15 protein-coding genes are annotated in these 15,829 nt (G+C 36.2%); 6 read left to right on the top strand and 9 right to left on the bottom strand.

Annotation, left to right across the window (positions count from 1 at the left end):
• Nucleotides 1-272: 272 nt before the first annotated feature.
• From IV36_RS08595 to IV36_RS08575, 5 genes are all read right to left on the bottom strand, one after another.
• Nucleotides 273-977, bottom strand: coding sequence for a LutC/YkgG family protein (locus IV36_RS08595; RefSeq protein ID WP_056991719.1), 705 nt, complete (start codon nucleotides 975-977; stop codon nucleotides 273-275).
• Complete coding sequence (locus IV36_RS08590) at nucleotides 970-2,448, bottom strand: LutB/LldF family L-lactate oxidation iron-sulfur protein (protein WP_056991718.1); 1,479 nt, start codon at nucleotides 2,446-2,448, stop codon at nucleotides 970-972. The genes IV36_RS08595 and IV36_RS08590 overlap by 8 nt, the downstream gene beginning before the upstream one ends.
• A gap of 12 nt (nucleotides 2,449-2,460) precedes the next feature.
• Nucleotides 2,461-3,228 (bottom strand): (Fe-S)-binding protein, encoded by a 768-nt coding sequence (locus tag IV36_RS08585; protein ID WP_056991717.1) that lies wholly within the window; start codon nucleotides 3,226-3,228, stop codon nucleotides 2,461-2,463.
• Between the two features lie 196 nt (nucleotides 3,229-3,424).
• Complete coding sequence (locus IV36_RS08580; protein ID WP_056991716.1) at nucleotides 3,425-3,901, bottom strand: Dps family protein; 477 nt, start codon at nucleotides 3,899-3,901, stop codon at nucleotides 3,425-3,427.
• Nucleotides 3,902-4,159: 258 nt separating this feature from the next.
• On the bottom strand, nucleotides 4,160-4,714 hold the full coding sequence (locus tag IV36_RS08575; RefSeq protein WP_056991715.1) for an NADPH-dependent FMN reductase: 555 nt from the start codon (nucleotides 4,712-4,714) through the stop codon (nucleotides 4,160-4,162).
• A 591-nt stretch (nucleotides 4,715-5,305) separates the two neighbouring features.
• On the opposite strand from IV36_RS08575, the gene IV36_RS08570 reads away from it, so the two are divergent.
• Together IV36_RS08570 and IV36_RS08565 are read left to right on the top strand one after the other, a co-directional pair.
• The gene (locus IV36_RS08570; RefSeq protein WP_056991714.1) at nucleotides 5,306-6,349 is read left to right on the top strand and encodes an Atu2307/SP_0267 family LLM class monooxygenase; all 1,044 of its coding nucleotides are present in this window, start codon (nucleotides 5,306-5,308) and stop codon (nucleotides 6,347-6,349) included.
• Nucleotides 6,350-6,351: 2 nt separating this feature from the next.
• Nucleotides 6,352-7,038: an NADPH-dependent F420 reductase gene (locus tag IV36_RS08565; RefSeq protein WP_056991713.1), complete on the top strand. Its 687-nt coding sequence runs from the start codon at nucleotides 6,352-6,354 to the stop codon at nucleotides 7,036-7,038.
• 50 nt (nucleotides 7,039-7,088) lie between these two features.
• On the opposite strand, the gene IV36_RS08560 is transcribed toward IV36_RS08565, so the two are convergent.
• Together IV36_RS08560 and IV36_RS08555 are read right to left on the bottom strand one after the other, a co-directional pair.
• Nucleotides 7,089-8,582 (bottom strand): PH domain-containing protein, encoded by a 1,494-nt coding sequence (locus tag IV36_RS08560; RefSeq protein ID WP_056991712.1) that lies wholly within the window; start codon nucleotides 8,580-8,582, stop codon nucleotides 7,089-7,091.
• Nucleotides 8,575-9,066: a PH domain-containing protein gene (locus IV36_RS08555; RefSeq protein WP_056991711.1), complete on the bottom strand. Its 492-nt coding sequence runs from the start codon at nucleotides 9,064-9,066 to the stop codon at nucleotides 8,575-8,577. Before IV36_RS08555 ends, IV36_RS08560 begins: the two co-directional genes overlap by 8 nt.
• A gap of 178 nt (nucleotides 9,067-9,244) precedes the next feature.
• Between IV36_RS08555 and IV36_RS08550 the strand changes: the two genes are divergently transcribed.
• The gene (locus IV36_RS08550) at nucleotides 9,245-9,850 is read left to right on the top strand and encodes a nitroreductase family protein (protein WP_056991710.1); all 606 of its coding nucleotides are present in this window, start codon (nucleotides 9,245-9,247) and stop codon (nucleotides 9,848-9,850) included.
• 181 nt (nucleotides 9,851-10,031) lie between these two features.
• Here the strand turns inward: IV36_RS08550 and IV36_RS08545 are convergent, their stop codons facing one another.
• Complete coding sequence (locus IV36_RS08545; RefSeq protein WP_235810287.1) at nucleotides 10,032-10,799, bottom strand: tyrosine-protein phosphatase; 768 nt, start codon at nucleotides 10,797-10,799, stop codon at nucleotides 10,032-10,034.
• Nucleotides 10,800-10,972: 173 nt separating this feature from the next.
• On the opposite strand from IV36_RS08545, the gene IV36_RS08540 reads away from it, so the two are divergent.
• Nucleotides 10,973-11,527: a TetR/AcrR family transcriptional regulator gene (locus IV36_RS08540; protein WP_056991708.1), complete on the top strand. Its 555-nt coding sequence runs from the start codon at nucleotides 10,973-10,975 to the stop codon at nucleotides 11,525-11,527.
• A 1-nt stretch (nucleotide 11,528) separates the two neighbouring features.
• On the opposite strand, the gene IV36_RS08535 is transcribed toward IV36_RS08540, so the two are convergent.
• Nucleotides 11,529-12,221 (bottom strand): aspartate/glutamate racemase family protein, encoded by a 693-nt coding sequence (locus IV36_RS08535; RefSeq protein WP_056991707.1) that lies wholly within the window; start codon nucleotides 12,219-12,221, stop codon nucleotides 11,529-11,531.
• Between the two features lie 257 nt (nucleotides 12,222-12,478).
• Here IV36_RS08535 and glpK point away from each other — a divergent pair, with 257 nt between their 5' ends.
• A complete protein-coding gene (glpK, locus tag IV36_RS08530) occupies nucleotides 12,479-13,990 on the top strand; it encodes a glycerol kinase GlpK (protein WP_056991706.1) in 1,512 nt (503 codons plus the stop codon).
• A 14-nt stretch (nucleotides 13,991-14,004) separates the two neighbouring features.
• A complete protein-coding gene (locus IV36_RS08525; RefSeq protein WP_056991705.1) occupies nucleotides 14,005-15,684 on the top strand; it encodes a glycerol-3-phosphate dehydrogenase/oxidase in 1,680 nt (559 codons plus the stop codon).
• Nucleotides 15,685-15,829 lie beyond the last annotated feature (145 nt).

Raw genomic sequence — 15,829 nt, 5'->3', positions numbered from 1 at the left:
TAATTCTATACGAAGATACTAAAAAAAAAATTGGATGGGACCAATTATTGATGTGCTAAATAGTTATGGTTCTGCAAGGTTTCACGTGAAAAATAAAATAGAGTCGCTATAAAAAAATTGGAGTATGAAATATGGTTAGGGAGAATTTTAAACGTAGAACAACAGTTATTTAAAATCAGCAAAAAGGCTGGTTCAGAATTTAAATTTTGAACCAGTCCTTTTATTGACTTTATAATACATATCATAAAATTTGCAGCTTCGAATAATTTTAGTTATAAATCTTCAACAACAACATAGGTCATATCAAGTGGGCCATGGACACCAACTACCAGGACCATTTCGATATCACCAGAATTTGATGGCCCGGTAATAAAGTTAATATTCGAAGTTGTTAATTTACCAGAGGCGATGGCTGCTTCATACTTGTGCATAGCTTGCCTGCTTCGGGATAAGATATGGCTTTTAGGAATAATGCTGAGATAGTGAGTGGGTAAGAAATGGAAACCACGCCCCTGCCCAGGAGTAGTAGCGACTGTGATTGTACCGGACTCAGCTAGTAAATAATCAGCAAATCCAATTGCTCCATCTGCGGCATTTACCTTAGCGAGATTTTCCGTACGTGAACTCTCAGGTGTCCAGAATTCTGCAGAATCTGCAAGTTTATTTTCCCAATCAGATAACCCAAAAGCAGCCCATTTATCACAGGTAGGCAGTATTAAATTGTTAATATCCTTCGCACTCAAAAAATCGTTTAACAGAGTCGAAAGTGAGATTCTATTAGTTTTCTCAAAAGTAACATGGACTGCTTCACTATTTTTTTGCGCAAGTTCAAGCAATTCATCTTGGGACTTACCAGCTAAGGTTGATTCCGGTAAATCATTGATAGGAACGAAGGGATGATTTTTCAACTGATGCCTAGTCCTACCAGCCTTAGTTGCGATTTTATCAAGAAAGACTTCGCGATTTGAATTAGTCATGTGAAGCACCTTCTTGCTGTTCTTTTTTATGTTTCTTATACCAACTTCTGAAATCATCAGAATGCTTTGGGGGCCTTGCCAAGTCGCGAACATCAGTCCAACCGGAGGCAAGTGAAGGTGCTTTCTCAATATGACCATAGTTGAACAGATTATCAACTGAAGTTTCTTTACTCTTAGACAAAGGTGCTGATCCCATATGGGCACCTTCCAAGGCAATTTTGAAGAGAATTGGGGAGCTTGTGGCAACTCCAGCACCCTTCATCAAAACATTATTAAAGCTGTGATCCATCTTTAATTTATCCATCATAACCTTACGATGTTTGATAAGTAATTGATGTAAAGGAATTCTCACAGGACACGTCTCGGTACAAGCGGCACAAAGACTTGAAGCAAATGGTAAATCACCAAATTTTTCATAACCATCAAGTACTGGGGATAAGACAGCTCCGATGGGGCCAGGATAAATCGAACCATAGCCATGTCCACCAATATGACGATAAATTGGGCAGACATTTAAGCAAGCACCACAACGAATACATTGCAAAACTGGCTCAAAATCTGTTCCAAGAGCATTTGATCGACCATTATCCAAAATAACAACATGAAAGTCAGTAGGTCCATCGCTTTCACCACTAACTTGTGGGCCACTGAATGAACAATAGCTGGTCAATTTTTGACCAACGGCGCTTCTAGATAACATATTATCTAGGACTTCTGCCTCCTTAAGACTTGGTACGATTCTTTCCATTCCCATGACAACAATTTGTGTCTTTGGGATAGCCATTGTTAAATCAGCATTTCCTTCATTAGTTACCAGATTAATCATGCCATTATCGGCAATGGCAAAATTACAACCAGTAATTCCTAAATCGGCTTGCATAAAATATTCGCGAAGATATTTTCGTGCAAATTTAGCCATTTCCTCAGGGTCGTTGCTGCCTGAGTAACCAAGCTTATTAAAAACTTTTTGGATTTGATCACGATTTTTATGCAGGGTAGGAAAAACAATATGTGTTGGTTCATCCCAATTGTCTTCTTGCAAAATGAATTCTGCAAGATCTGTTTCCATTAACGAAGTTTCTGGGAGTGACAATAATGCTTTATCAAGATTAATTTCAGTTGTAACCATTGATTTTGATTTTACGATTCTATGTGCTTTTTTCTCTTTTGCAATTTTTTTGATATAATTTACGGCCTGTTCATCAGTTTGAGCAAAGAAAACATGACCGCCCTTTTTCTCAACATTATCACTAAATTGTTCTAGGTAGTCGGGTAGGTATTTAATAACGTGCTGTCGAATTTGTTCACCTAAATCGCGCCATTGTTCCCAATTGCCGAGTTCTTCTCGAGCAGCAGTTCTTTTGTCCCATTGTGCATCTTGTGCTTTTGCAACAGATTGCTGCATAAAGTGATCATTTTCAGATTCTTTGACGCGCGTTAAAAAGGGTTTATCACTAGTTGATATTGTCATAATTGCCTCCTTCTAAACAGTAGTTGGCTGATTTTTGTACCGGATACGACTAGCATCTACATTATGATTGAGTACCTCTGCAATATGCATAATTTTGATATTCTCATTTCGGCGACTGAAACGGCCACCAATATTCATCAAGCAGGATGCGTCGGCACTAATTAAAACTTGTGCACCCGTACTGATAATTGAGTCTACTTTTTCATCAACCATTTGTTTTGAGATTTCTGGTTCCTTAACGGAGAAAGTTCCACCAAAGCCGCAACAATTCTCAAGATGAGGGAGTGGAACCATTTTTAAGTCTTTAACATTGTCCAGTAAAGCAAAAGGAGCAGTCTTTTCACCAAGCAGCCGAGTCATGTGGCAAGAGCGGTGATAAGTTGCAACTGCATTAAGTTGTGCCCCTGCATCAACAACCCCTAAAATATTATAAACAAATTGTGAGAACTCATAACTTTTATCAGCCAATTCTTGTGCCTTTTTGGAGTAGTCAGGATTATCTTTTAGAATGTGCGGATACTGACGTAGCATCGCAACACAAGACCCTGCTGGACCAACGATATAATCAGCATCGGTAGATAGTAATGCATCAATCTCGTTGTAAAAAACTTTGTTGCTTTCTTTATGGTAGCCACTGTTATATGTAGGTTGACCACAGCAAACCTGATTAGTTGGCAAGGAAGTTTCACAACCGAGTCTTTCTAGTACTTCGACCATCGCTTGTCCAACATTGGGAAAGAGCAGGTCGACGACACATGTTGAAAAAATTGCAACTTTCATAAGGCACCTCCAAAAATAATTGGGAACAGTATCAAAACTTACAATAGAAAAGATAACGCCGTTTATTCAAGGCCATTATAGCTCAAATCAAATTAAATTAGAATAATTACAAAACAAAAAAATAAAAAAGTAACCCATCAAAGTGTCCCATTAAAAGATCACTTTAAGGTGCTACTTTTTTATTCTTTAGTCGATGCTAATCAGTAGGACTTTCGTCTAAGTAAGCACTAATCATCCAAATTATTTTATCGATGTCACTCTTATACCCATTTAGAATATCTTGAGTTGGGAAATCCTTCTCTTCATCAGTAACCTCTATCCCGATTTGGTACTGATCACGCAAATATTTAAACTCATCTAACAATCTGCTCATTAATTCCGGCAAGGTAAACTGATCGAATTCGATTTTTTCATCTGGCAAACCCGTATTAGAAATAAACTCTTTGACCGTAGCATAAGGACTTCCGCCCAATGCGATAAGTCTTTCAGCGAGCTCATCAAGTTGTTCACCCAACTGATCTTTATAATCATCCATCAGTGGATGCAGATGAAAGAAATTCTTACCACGCATATACCAGTGGGTCTGTTGAATATTATTTTGCAATTGAGTCAAATCTGCTAATAGCTGGTTTAACTGCAATTGTGTTTTGGAAGAATCAATTGTTTTCGTCATTCTTGATTACCACCCTTCATTATTTGTGATACAGCCTAATTTTATATTGAAACTTATTCACAATCAAGGAAAGAGCATTACTACACTGAACTTAGGTTTATAGCTCCTTTAGAATTAATAAAGTGGGTTATTGAGAATGAATTAAGACATTTAAAAATAACAAATTTAAAAAAGCAAATAAAAAACTGGCAGTCAGTAATGAGCGACCCGCCAGATCTATATCTGCTTGCTTGAATATATAAGATTAATTGAAAAATTTTAAGACAGACGATTAATGAAATCAGCAAAGGTAACCATCGCACTGCCAAGAAACTTGATAGTTCCTTCATTGGTAATTTTCAAATCATCATCAAGTAGTTCTGTGACATTACCAATATATAGTTCAGGTTGTTGGATAGTAGGCATGTTGAGAAATACCAATGATTGACGAAGGTGATGGTTAGCACCAAAGCCACTAATTGCACCTGGTGAGACGCTCAGAATAATTGCTGGCTTTTTGTCCCAGACACTTGCTCCGTAAGGACGTGAACCAACATCGAGTGCATTTTTTAATGCTCCAGGAACAGAACGGTTAAATTCAGGTGTTGCAAAAATCACTGCATCAACGGTTTTCATTGCCTCACGGAATTCAGTCCAGCTTGCAGGAACTCTATCTTCATCATCCAAGTCCTGATTGTACAAATCAAGCTTACTAATATCAATGTTTTTAACTTCAAATCCCTCAGGCAATTGTGCAGCCATTTGTTCAGCAACAGCTCTAGTAAAAGAACCCTTTCTTAAACTACCAACGATTAGACCAACTGTTTTAGTCATTAAAAATCACTCCTTATTTTTTATGTTCTTGACACAGTAACTATAACAACATGTGATAAAAAAAGCAACAACTTTTACTTTAATTACCAATAATTATTTTATTGTAAATTTTATTTGTATTTAAATTTTATTTAATTTGGTTTCTCATGAGATGTATCTATTGGGTAAAAAAGATATATGACGATACAATGTTATTGAAATCAATTAACTGGCGAATGAATTAAGCTTTTGAGTTTTTGTAATTAATTTTTTCAACAGTCGGCAGCTATTTATTACACAAAAAAACTCCGTGGTCTTGGGGTTAACCACGGAGAAAGGGAGTAGAGAAAAAACGAATTTTAGTAGTCTATAGCATCTCCGTTTTGGGGGAGCGGGATGTTTTGTATCAAGACTATGATTATAGTATAGGGTCCAAGTTTGAAAAAACTATGAATAATAGTTAATGAATAATAGTGCTTTTTGTTAAGCTAGCATTAAGATAAGGGAGGATTTGAGATATTAATTATATTTCTTGACACTCAAAGAAATGAATACTAGTATCTTAATATACTTACAAAAAATAAGAATATAATTGGAGAAGGCGGTAAAAAAATGATAAAACCAGAGGAATTAGTGTTTGGTCTGGATTCATTCGGAGATATTCCGCAAGATGAAAACGGCAAATCCTTCACACAGGCTGAAGCTATCAGACAGGTAGTCAAGGAAGCAAAAATGGCTGATGAATTAGGAATTGATGTCATAGCCTTGGGGGAACATCACCGAGCTGATTATGCAATTTCAAGTCCAGATACAGTTTTAGCTGCAATTGCATCTATTACGAAGAAAATTACGTTGGCTACGGGTGTCACAGTATTGAGTTCGGATGACCCAGTGAGAGTATATGAACGTTTTGCAACTCTTGAAGCAATATCAAGAGGCCGTGCAGAGGCCGTATTAGGCAGGGGGTCATTTACAGAATCATTTCCGTTATTTGGATATGATCTACAAAACTATGATGTTCTCTTTGAAGAAAAGCTTAACTTGTATTCCAAGTTATTGGAAGAAAAGCCAGTAACTTGGGAAGGTACAACTAGAGCAGCATTAAAGGATGCCGATGTTTTTCCAAAAACGGATAATGGTAAGATAGCGACAAGAATTGCAGTTGGTGGTTCACCTGAGTCTGTTGTGAGAACTGCAAGATATGGTTTTCCATTGACTTTAGCTATTATCGGAGGTTCACCTGAAAGATTCAATGCATATATCGAGTTATATAAGAAAGCTGCAGCAAAATTCGAACAACCAGCCTATCCAATTGCAGTCCATTCACATGGAGTGATTGCAGACACGGATGAGGAGGCAATTGAATTAGGATGGAATCATATCAGAGCAAGTTTTGTAAGAATCGGGCAAGATCGTGGCTGGACACCAATGTCGCGAGAACAGTATGAAGGTGAAGTTCAGAATGGTTCATTCTATGTCGGTTCACCCGAAACAGTGGCAAAGAGAATTGCCAGAATGATCAAGACTTTAGGTATAGGAAGATTTGAATTAGTGTATGGTGCTGGAGGATTGTCAGCAAATGCTCGTGAACGTACAATTGAACTGTATGCTACTAAAATAATTCCAAAGGTGCGTGAGTTATTAAGCGAGGGATAGAAATGGTGAAAAAAATTGGAATTCTGGGAGCTGGAAAATTAGGGATGGTATTAGGCCAACTTGCCTCAAGGGCAGGATATCAAGTGTATATTGCTGGATCAGGCAGTCCTGAAAAGATTGCATTAACGGTAGAGGTATTGTTACCGAGTGCTAAGGCACTTACCGCAAAAGAAGTTATAGAAAAAACAGATACTCTTATTCTAGCGCTTCCGCTAGGCAAATATCAGACACTTTCTGCTGAACAATTAGCAGGTAAACTTGTAATTGATGCGATGAATTATTGGTGGGAAGTTGATGGGCAGCGTCCGGAACTAACTGATGTTAGTAGTTCATCAAGTGAATTAGTTCAAAATTATCTAAAGAAAAGTATTGTTGTAAAAGCCTTCAATCATATGGGGTACCACAACTTGTATGATGAAGCGAAGTCTAAGGGACAGAAGAAACGAAAAGCGATTGCCATAGTTGGTAACAACAAAGATGCAGTTCAAAAAGTTGCTGCAATAGTTGATGACTTTGGTTTTGATCCCTTGGATGGAGGCAATCTTTCTCAGGGAATTAGAATGGAACCAGGAAGTCCAGTTTTTGGTGCAAATTTAGGATATGATGAATTGAGGACGGCACTAGCTTCTTTTGAAACAACAAAAAGAGGAATAGAGGCAAAAAGTGCAGGTAATCTTGCTATGAAATGAAAAAATAATTTGCTGACTATAGTTACCAGGCTAGTCAGCAAATTATTTTTTCATTTTTTTAAAGTATATTTTTTGATTTTAGGGGAACAACATTTTTTAATATTCTCGCAAATCGGCCATGATAGATACTTTAACTTTATCTTCAAAGCTGTTTCTCCAGTTTTAAGTGAAAGAGTTGTGTGTCCAAGCTTCTGATAATAGAGAAATGGTGTAGTTGATATTGAAATTGATTGAATTTTATTTAAAGGGCAGAGATATTCATTGAGTATAAAAAAATGAACGGTTTTGATTGTGAGTAATCCTTTTTCGTAATATGTGCTAGATTGAATTTTAGTTTTCCAAATAGAGCTAATAACTGACAATAATGTAAAAGAAAGTATTAGTATAACAAACAAGAATTTCCAACCGCTACTACTATTCCAAAAAAATAGCGGAATTAGTAAGAAAAGGCCTAGAAAATGAAATCGGCTGAATAGAAAATAATGTGGTGGACATGGGAATGATTGTGGTTCCTTTTGATTAAGTGTTTCAGTGAACTCGGGTATAATTTGTGCCAGTTTCGTGGATAATAAACGACGATTTATTATCGGAAAAAGAAAAAAGGTAGTGTCTTCGGTATTTTCATTATTTTCACTTTTTTTACCAGATGCCAATAAAAGTTCAACGCTTCTAATGCTTAAGAGAATTTGTAACAAAGACCCTTTTGTACGAATAGCTTGAATCCGTTCGATTGGAACACTTAAAATGGTACGCGTAAAAAAACCGCGTTCTATAATTATGTTATCAAGCTCTCGATATACCTTGAATTTGTAATATTTGAAAATGTTTTTGGCAATAGATACAAAAATGGTGACTACAATAATTATGATTATAAATGAAGAAATGATTAATAGTCCACTTGTAACCACCTTATTCAAAAACGGGTTCAGATATTTATCGGAAAAGTTACTAAATTGATAAACTGCAGCAACTAATCCTAACAGGCCAGAAAGAACATCAAAATCAACGAGTGAAAAGACAATAATATCATTCAAAGATACAGAATATTGTTCTTTATAGTGCTGTTCATTAGTTTGGTTGATATTTGTGTCGATAATATCATTTTTTCCAAGCCGTAGTTTTTCAAGTAAATCATACGTTGACTGGGGTACTACCTCCAATATCGTATTTTCAACCTTGCTACCTGAACTAGCAGTCTCAATAGTAAGTTTAATAATTTGAAATGGCCGAAATAAAAACCATGATTCCTGATGAATTGACTGGATTCTCGAAAAAGGGATGATTTGTTCACGTTTAAAAAATATACCGGTTTTAATTGAGAGAGTTGTGGAACTGATTTGGTATTTAAATGTGACCCACTGGTATGCATTAAATATAATTGCTACCGCAATTAAGGCACCAAAGATTGAGATACTAAAAAACCAATTGGGTCCGTCACTGGGATTACGTAAGATATCGAAAATTAGTATGAGTACGAAAGAATATGACCATGAAATGCTCTTTTTTAGTATTACAAGAGGATGGAGACGTTGATATTTAGACATCTTCACGAATCACCTCGACTAACTCCAGTATTTGTGCACGTAAGTCGGCAGCTGTTTTAATATCTAATCCGCTCAAGTGGTGAGTACTTGCAGCAGTATGAATTGACAATTCGGTCAGACCTATTAAACGAAGGATCGGTCCTTGAGAAGCTTCAATGTGCTGTATCCGGACTAGGGGAATATAGATAGTTTTGCGGAAGAAAAAACCAGTTTGAATTGCCACTTCCGTTTGATTGATTTCATAACGATGAAAAAAGTACTTATATGGAATTAAAATTAAAGAAAATACGGTTATTGATGTCACAATGAGTATAAGAATTAGTTGAGATCTATTTATCCAGGCAGAGTGCCAAAAAACTTTAGCAAAAAAGCGAAGTGCTTCAATGACAGCAATTGAAATAAAAAAAGTTATCAGATCTTTTATAATCCAAGCTTTCTTGATGGATGAAGGCATTTTATTCTTTAGTAAAATATATGTATTCATGAGTGTTACCAACTTTCAAGATAGTATTCATAAAGCATAGCAAAATGTAATGAGACATGCAAAAAGTCAAGAAAGTTAGACTTTTAAAAAGTAAGTATTGACAAGTAAGAAAAAGTTAATTACAATTAAAGATGTTATATAAAAGATAACAAATCAATTCATGTCAGGAGAATTTTTAATGGAACGAAAATTTATCGAATTATTAAAAAATAGACGCTCAATTTATGCTTTGGGAAGAAATGTTACTGAATCAAAAGAAGAAATAGTTAATTTGGTTAAAAATGCGATCAAGGAATCACCTACAGCTTTTAATAACCAATCAACGCGTGCTATCGTGCTTTTTGGAAATGCATCAGATAAGGCTTGGGATTTGGTAATTGAAAGATTGAAGTCTGAAGTACCCACAGAAGAAGCATATGCAAAGACAAAGAAAAAAATTAATTCATTCAAAGCTGGTTTTGGGACGATTTTATTCTTTACAGACCAAACAACAATTGATGATAATAAAGCACAGTTTACTTTGTATGCTGATAACTTCCAAGATTGGTCTGAACAAGGACTTGGTGGGGCTCAACAGAGTGTATGGGTTGCTTTAGCAGAAAATAAGCTAGGTGCAAGTTTGCAACATTACAATCCACTTATAGATGATGCTTTTAAGGAAGCATTTAATGTTCCTGAAGGCTGGGTATTGCGTGCAGAAATGCCATTTGGATCAATAGAAGCAACACGTGAAGAGAAAGTTTACATGGATGACGATAAACGTGTATTAGTGATCGAAGATTAATTTCTGTTTTTTTAGGAGCTATCTGTCAAGAGATGGATAGTCTTGCAAATAAGGGAATAATAAAGAGGGGATCGGGTCAAAAGTTAAATTTTGGCCTGACTCCCCTCTTTTTATATAAGGAAAAGAGCTTCATAGTCATTGTTTCTATCCATGATCTATGCACAGTAAGTTTTTCATAAGGCTAAATGACATAAATATCTTGGAAAGTTGAAACATAACTTTTTGGAAGGGCAAGAGCATCAAGAAGATAGTTGTCAAAGCTTCCAAATTGTTGATTGATTAATTTAAATGCGTATGCTAAGTAATCTTTTTTAACATTTAATGATACTTCTAGCCCCGCTAATTTTTTGGGAGATAGTTTATCAGAGAAGGCATTTAGAATTGCCTCATTAGCTTCCTTGCGAGCTTCATTTGTCATTAAATAATCCTTATAGATATCATCTGGAGCAGCACCTGCAATTTTTAGAAGCAAAGCTGCAGCGAAACCAGTACGATCTTTGCCAGCAAAACAGTGAAAAATTATAGGCTGCGGATTTTTTACTAATTCCATAAGAAAAGTATGGTAGCCCGTTTGAGCAGAGTTGCCCAGTACAAGTTCTGTGTACGCATCAAGCATTTGTGATTCTATGTCATCAGAAATGGTCATGTTTTTAAGACTTGGGTTAGCTCGACCTGCTTTGGACATCAAATTAATATTTTCATATTCAACTTTTTCAAATGGAGAATCTGGCCGTCGCTCTATTTCCTCTGGTCGTCTAAAGTCATATATTTTTTTTAAGTGTAGTTTATCTTCAAGAAAAGAGATATCATGGGTAGAAATGTTACACAATTCGCCGCTTCTGAAAAATGTTTTTTCTCTTAATTGACCATGTGTAACAGGGATACCACCAATATCTCTGATGTTTACAATGGTAGTTTTCTTTGTATAGTCAACACTCAAACAAATCACTCCCGTGTTATATTAGTTTTAAAGCACAATACTGATTGTACACTAAGGATGGAAAAAAAGTAAAAAGATAGCTAAATACTTTAAAAAAATATGTGCCCGTGTTTTAATCTTTGTGAAAAAATAACTATTAGCGATAATATATTATTCAAAAAAGTTTTAGGAGTAACCATTTTATGGATAAAGACAGAAAAATATATGAAAAAATTATATGCATATTAGAGAAAGAAGACACAAAGCTTACTACGGCAGAATTTGCTAGAGAACTTAAGATTAGTAAGAGAACTTTGTACATGCTCTTTCCAAGTAAGGCCGCAATCATCAGTGAAACAATTGATTTTGTATTTTATGAGTTTAGAAACAGTTGGGAAAAAGCAGTAGGCGAGCTGTCACTCTCAGACTTTTCGAGGTGTCGATGTAGCAATTTCCCTAATAATTCTGATGTAGATAAACTAATTAAATTTGTAGTAAAAATCAAGAATGATTATCCAGAACAACGGATTAAAATACAAGAGAAATTAGACGAGTTGAGTGAACTGATATATATACGTGTAGTTGAGAATGAAAATATCAGAGTATTAACCAGTACTGAAAAAAAAGTTTTACAAATGTTGATACAGCAGACTTTTAATCGCTTATTGGGAGGAAACTATCTCGAAGAAAATGGCTTAGATTTCAAGGAGACAATAACATCTCTTTTTAGAATGATTTTATTCGGGATAAAGTACTAACTCATCCCTGCAGTGCAGTGTTGAGTATATCAGCTACATGAATTGAAACAGTATCGTATACAGTTATGGTGATATCTTTTTGGCTTAATATTAATGGGAGTTCGGTGCAACCTAGGATTACTCCATCTAGGTTGTTTTTTGAACTCATTTTTTTGATTATTTCAAGCAGCTTTTGTTTACTTTGAGTTGTTACAATACCAACCTCCAATTCCTTAGATATTATTTGGTGAATGGTATTGATTTGTTCGGCAGATGGGGTCACAGGATTAATGCCTGCAGATTGCAATTTTTTTTGATAAAATCCAAGCTCCATTGTCATTTTTGTGCCAAGTAGTCCAATATTTTTTTGTTTGTTTTTCTTGATGGCCGCTAAGGTCGAGTCCACAATGCTTATCAAAGGCAACGGGGAAGCGCTGGCTAATTCAGTAAAAACCATATGAGGTGTATTTGCTGTTAAAGCAGCGAAACTAGCGCCTGCATTTTTTAGATTGTTGAGACTAGTCAACAGTTCCTGTAAAAGAGCTTGTTTATCTCCTGTTTCTTCTAATTTTAAGAGTTCAAAAACATCCAGACTGTCAATCACGATTGGTGGACAAGCATTAGGATGTACTTGCTGAAATTTAGTTACCAGTTGCTGATAATAGTCAATTGTCGAAACTGGTCCCATACCACCAATCAAACCTATTTTTTTCATAAAAGTACCTTCCTTAAAAATTAATTGATTAGTGATATTATACAACATAATATTTCGAGATAGATCAAAGAATTGGTATACCTTAAAAGATTGTGAAATTTGTAATAAGATGTTTTGCACGATACATTTGTGATGAAGTGAGCAGCTAAAGCAAACGCTGTTTTCAAAAAGAAGAAAGCTCAATTTCTTGCAATTCCATGTTAATGGTATATGATAATTTTATAGAAAGCGCTATCAAAAAATGGAGGTTAGATAAAATGACAGAGAATTACATTTTAACAATTGATGAAGGCACAACAAGCACAAGAGCTCTAATCATTGATCATAACGGTAAAATTGTAGCTGATGCACAACGTGAGTTTCCACAATACTTTCCAAATCCAGGTTGGGTTGAACATAATGCTAACGAGATTTGGAATGCTGTTTTATCAACTATAGCAAATGCTTTCATTAATTCAGGGATACAACCGAAACAAATCAAAGCTGTTGGCATTACAAATCAGCGTGAAACGACTGTAGTCTGGGATAAACAAACGGGACTTCCAATTTATAATGCGATTGTCTGGCAGTCTAGACAGACAAATGAGATAGCACAGGATTTGAAAAATAAAAAATATGCAAAGATGATTCATGAAAAAACAGGTTTAGTAATCGATCCATATTTTTCTGCCACAAAAGTACGTTGGATACTCGATCATGTTGAAGGAGCACAGGAGCGAGCAGAAAAGGGTGAACTTCTTTTCGGAACTATTGATACTTGGATTGCATGGAAGTTATCAGGCGGAGAGATTCATGTTACAGATTACAGTAATGCTAGTCGTACAATGCTGTTTAATATCCATGATCTTAAGTGGGACAAAGATATTTTGCAATTATTGAATATTCCAGAAGTAATGCTGCCAGAAGTAAAAAGTAATTCGGAGGTATATGGAAAAACTGCTAATTACCATTTTTACGGTAGTTCTGTTCCAATCGCAGGAATGGCAGGTGATCAACAAAGTGCGTTATTTGGACAGCTAGCTCTAGAGTCGGGAATGGTAAAAAATACTTATGGGACTGGATCATTCATTGTGATGAATACGGGAACTGAGCCAATAATGTCCGCAAACAACCTATTAACAACAATTGCATACGGAATTGATGGCAAAGTTAATTATGCTTTAGAGGGATCAGTTTTCGTCTCCGGTTCAGCTATTCAATGGTTAAGGGATTCAATGCAATTGGTTGACAGTGCACCTGATTCAGAAAAAGCTGCACTTGAATCTGAAAGTCAGGACGAAGTCTATGTTGTTCCTGCATTTACCGGTTTGGGTGCTCCATATTGGGATTCTGAAGCCCGTGGATCAGTTTTTGGGATAACACGTGGAACAACCCGAAAAGATTTTATCAAGGCCGTTTTACAGTCACTAGCATATCAATCAAAAGATGTGGTTGACACAATGTATGAAGACACAAAAATCAAAATACCAGTTTTAAGAGTAGACGGTGGAGCATCAAACAATAACTACTTAATGCAATTCCAATCTGATATTTTGAATGTACCTATTGAAAGAGCTGCAAATGTTGAAACAACAGCGATGGGAGCCGCTTTCTTGGCAGGCCTAGCAGTTGGATTCTGGGGTGGTGTTGATGAATTGAAGCAAATCTTCTCTGTAGGAAAGAAATTTGAACCAAATATGGATGAGGAAAGACGGAACGATTTATATACTGGGTGGAAACATGCGGTTAAAGCAACAATGGAGTTCAAATATAATAAACGCCAGAAGTAATAGGAGGAATATTGATGACAGTTTTTAATATGCAGACGAGAGAAAATAATTTACAGAAAATGCAAGATGAAGAACTTGATGTACTGGTAATTGGCGGCGGAATAACAGGTGTTGGAATTGCCTTAGATGCTGAGACTAGAGGATTGAAGACAGGCTTGATTGAAATGAGGGACTTTGCTTCTGGAACTTCCAGTAGATCGACTAAACTTGTTCATGGTGGGTTGCGCTATCTTAAGCAGCTTGCGATTCATGAAGTAGCAGAAGTTGGATCAGAACGTGCAATCGTCTACGAGAATGCGCCACATGTGACAACACCATTGAAGATGATGCTCCCATTTTATGCGGGTGGAACTTTTGGTAAATTTACAACGGCAATTGCCCTAGATGTTTATGATTATTTAGCAAAAGTTAAAAAAAGTGAGAGAAAGTTCATGCTTGACCCTAGTGATTCTCTTAAACGCGAGCCGTATCTCAAGCCCGATGGTTTGAAAGGAACAGGGGTATATGTTGAATATCGTACAGATGATGCCCGGCTTGTGCTAGAAGTTGCAAAAAAAGCAAACGAACAAGGAGTCTTGTTAGCAAATTATACAGAAGTTACAGACTTGACATACAATGGTCAAGGAAAAGTTAATGGTGCAAGATATGTTGATCGGGTGTCTGGTAACACAGGCACGATTTATGCAAAACGTGTTGTCAATGCTGCAGGTCCATGGGTAGATAAAATCAGGCAAATGGATGGTTCCGATGTGGGAAAGCATCTGCATCTTACTAAAGGTGTTCATTTGGTTGTTGATAATGCAAAATTTCCAGTTAAGAATGCGATTTTCTTTGATACACCATTCAACGATAAAAGAATGATGTTCGTCATCCCCCGTGAAGGAAAGACATATTTTGGTACGACTGATACCAGTTGGGATAAAGACCCGAAAGAACCATCAATTACAAGTAAAGATGTGCATTATATTTTAAGTGCCGTTAATCAAATGTTTGCGATTGAACCACTGACCTTTGCCGATGTTGAATCAGCTTGGTCGGGTGTTAGACCGCTGATCCAGGAGGAAGGCAAGAGCCCATCTGAGATTTCACGTAAAGATGAAATATTCCATTCGGATTCGGGTCTGTATTCAATTGCTGGAGGTAAACTGACTGGATATCGTAAGATGGCGGAGAAAATTATTAATAAGTTAGCTAAAGATTTTGCGCAAGAGTATGGTGACTATCATTATGTGGATACACAAACAGAAAAATTACCATTGTCAGGAGCAGACGGTAAAGGAAGTCAAGGATTTAAAGAGTTTTTCCCAGGAGCAGTTAAGCGTGGAATTGATGCTGGCTTAGAGGAAGAGCAAGCTAAGGCATTAGTTCATCGCTATGGTTTAAATGTCGATGAAGTTTATAAGTTCTTAGAAAAGGCCAAAGATGCAGATACAGAATTAGAGCCTATTGATTATGCTCAATTGCATTATGGTTTGGAAGATGAAATGGTAGTTCATCCAATTGACTATCTTCTACGCAGGAGTAGTCAGATGCTATTTGGCTTTAAACATATGAAGTCGGTCTATAAAGAAGTAATTGATGAAATGGCTAACTACTACAGTTGGACAGGTGAAACAAAAGAAAAGATGCTGTCCGAGGTTGAAAAACAGATTGAAATTAGACAGGCTTTCAAGAAAGAAGAAGTTACTAGCTAGTGGTTAGTAAGCTTTAAAAATAATAAATGAGCCATATCCAGGTTGTTATCTGAAGTGCTTCATAATTGTTAGACAAAGAGTCTAATGGTTGTGAGGTACTTTTTTTATGACCAAATATAGTTCAAAATTAAAAGCAGAAGTTGTA

It is taken from the genome of Liquorilactobacillus mali (genome assembly GCF_001437155.1).
GTDB lineage: Bacteria > Bacillota > Bacilli > Lactobacillales > Lactobacillaceae > Liquorilactobacillus > Liquorilactobacillus mali_A.
The sequence above is the reverse complement of the archived record's forward strand: the minus strand, read 5'-3'. Positions and strand labels throughout refer to the sequence as shown.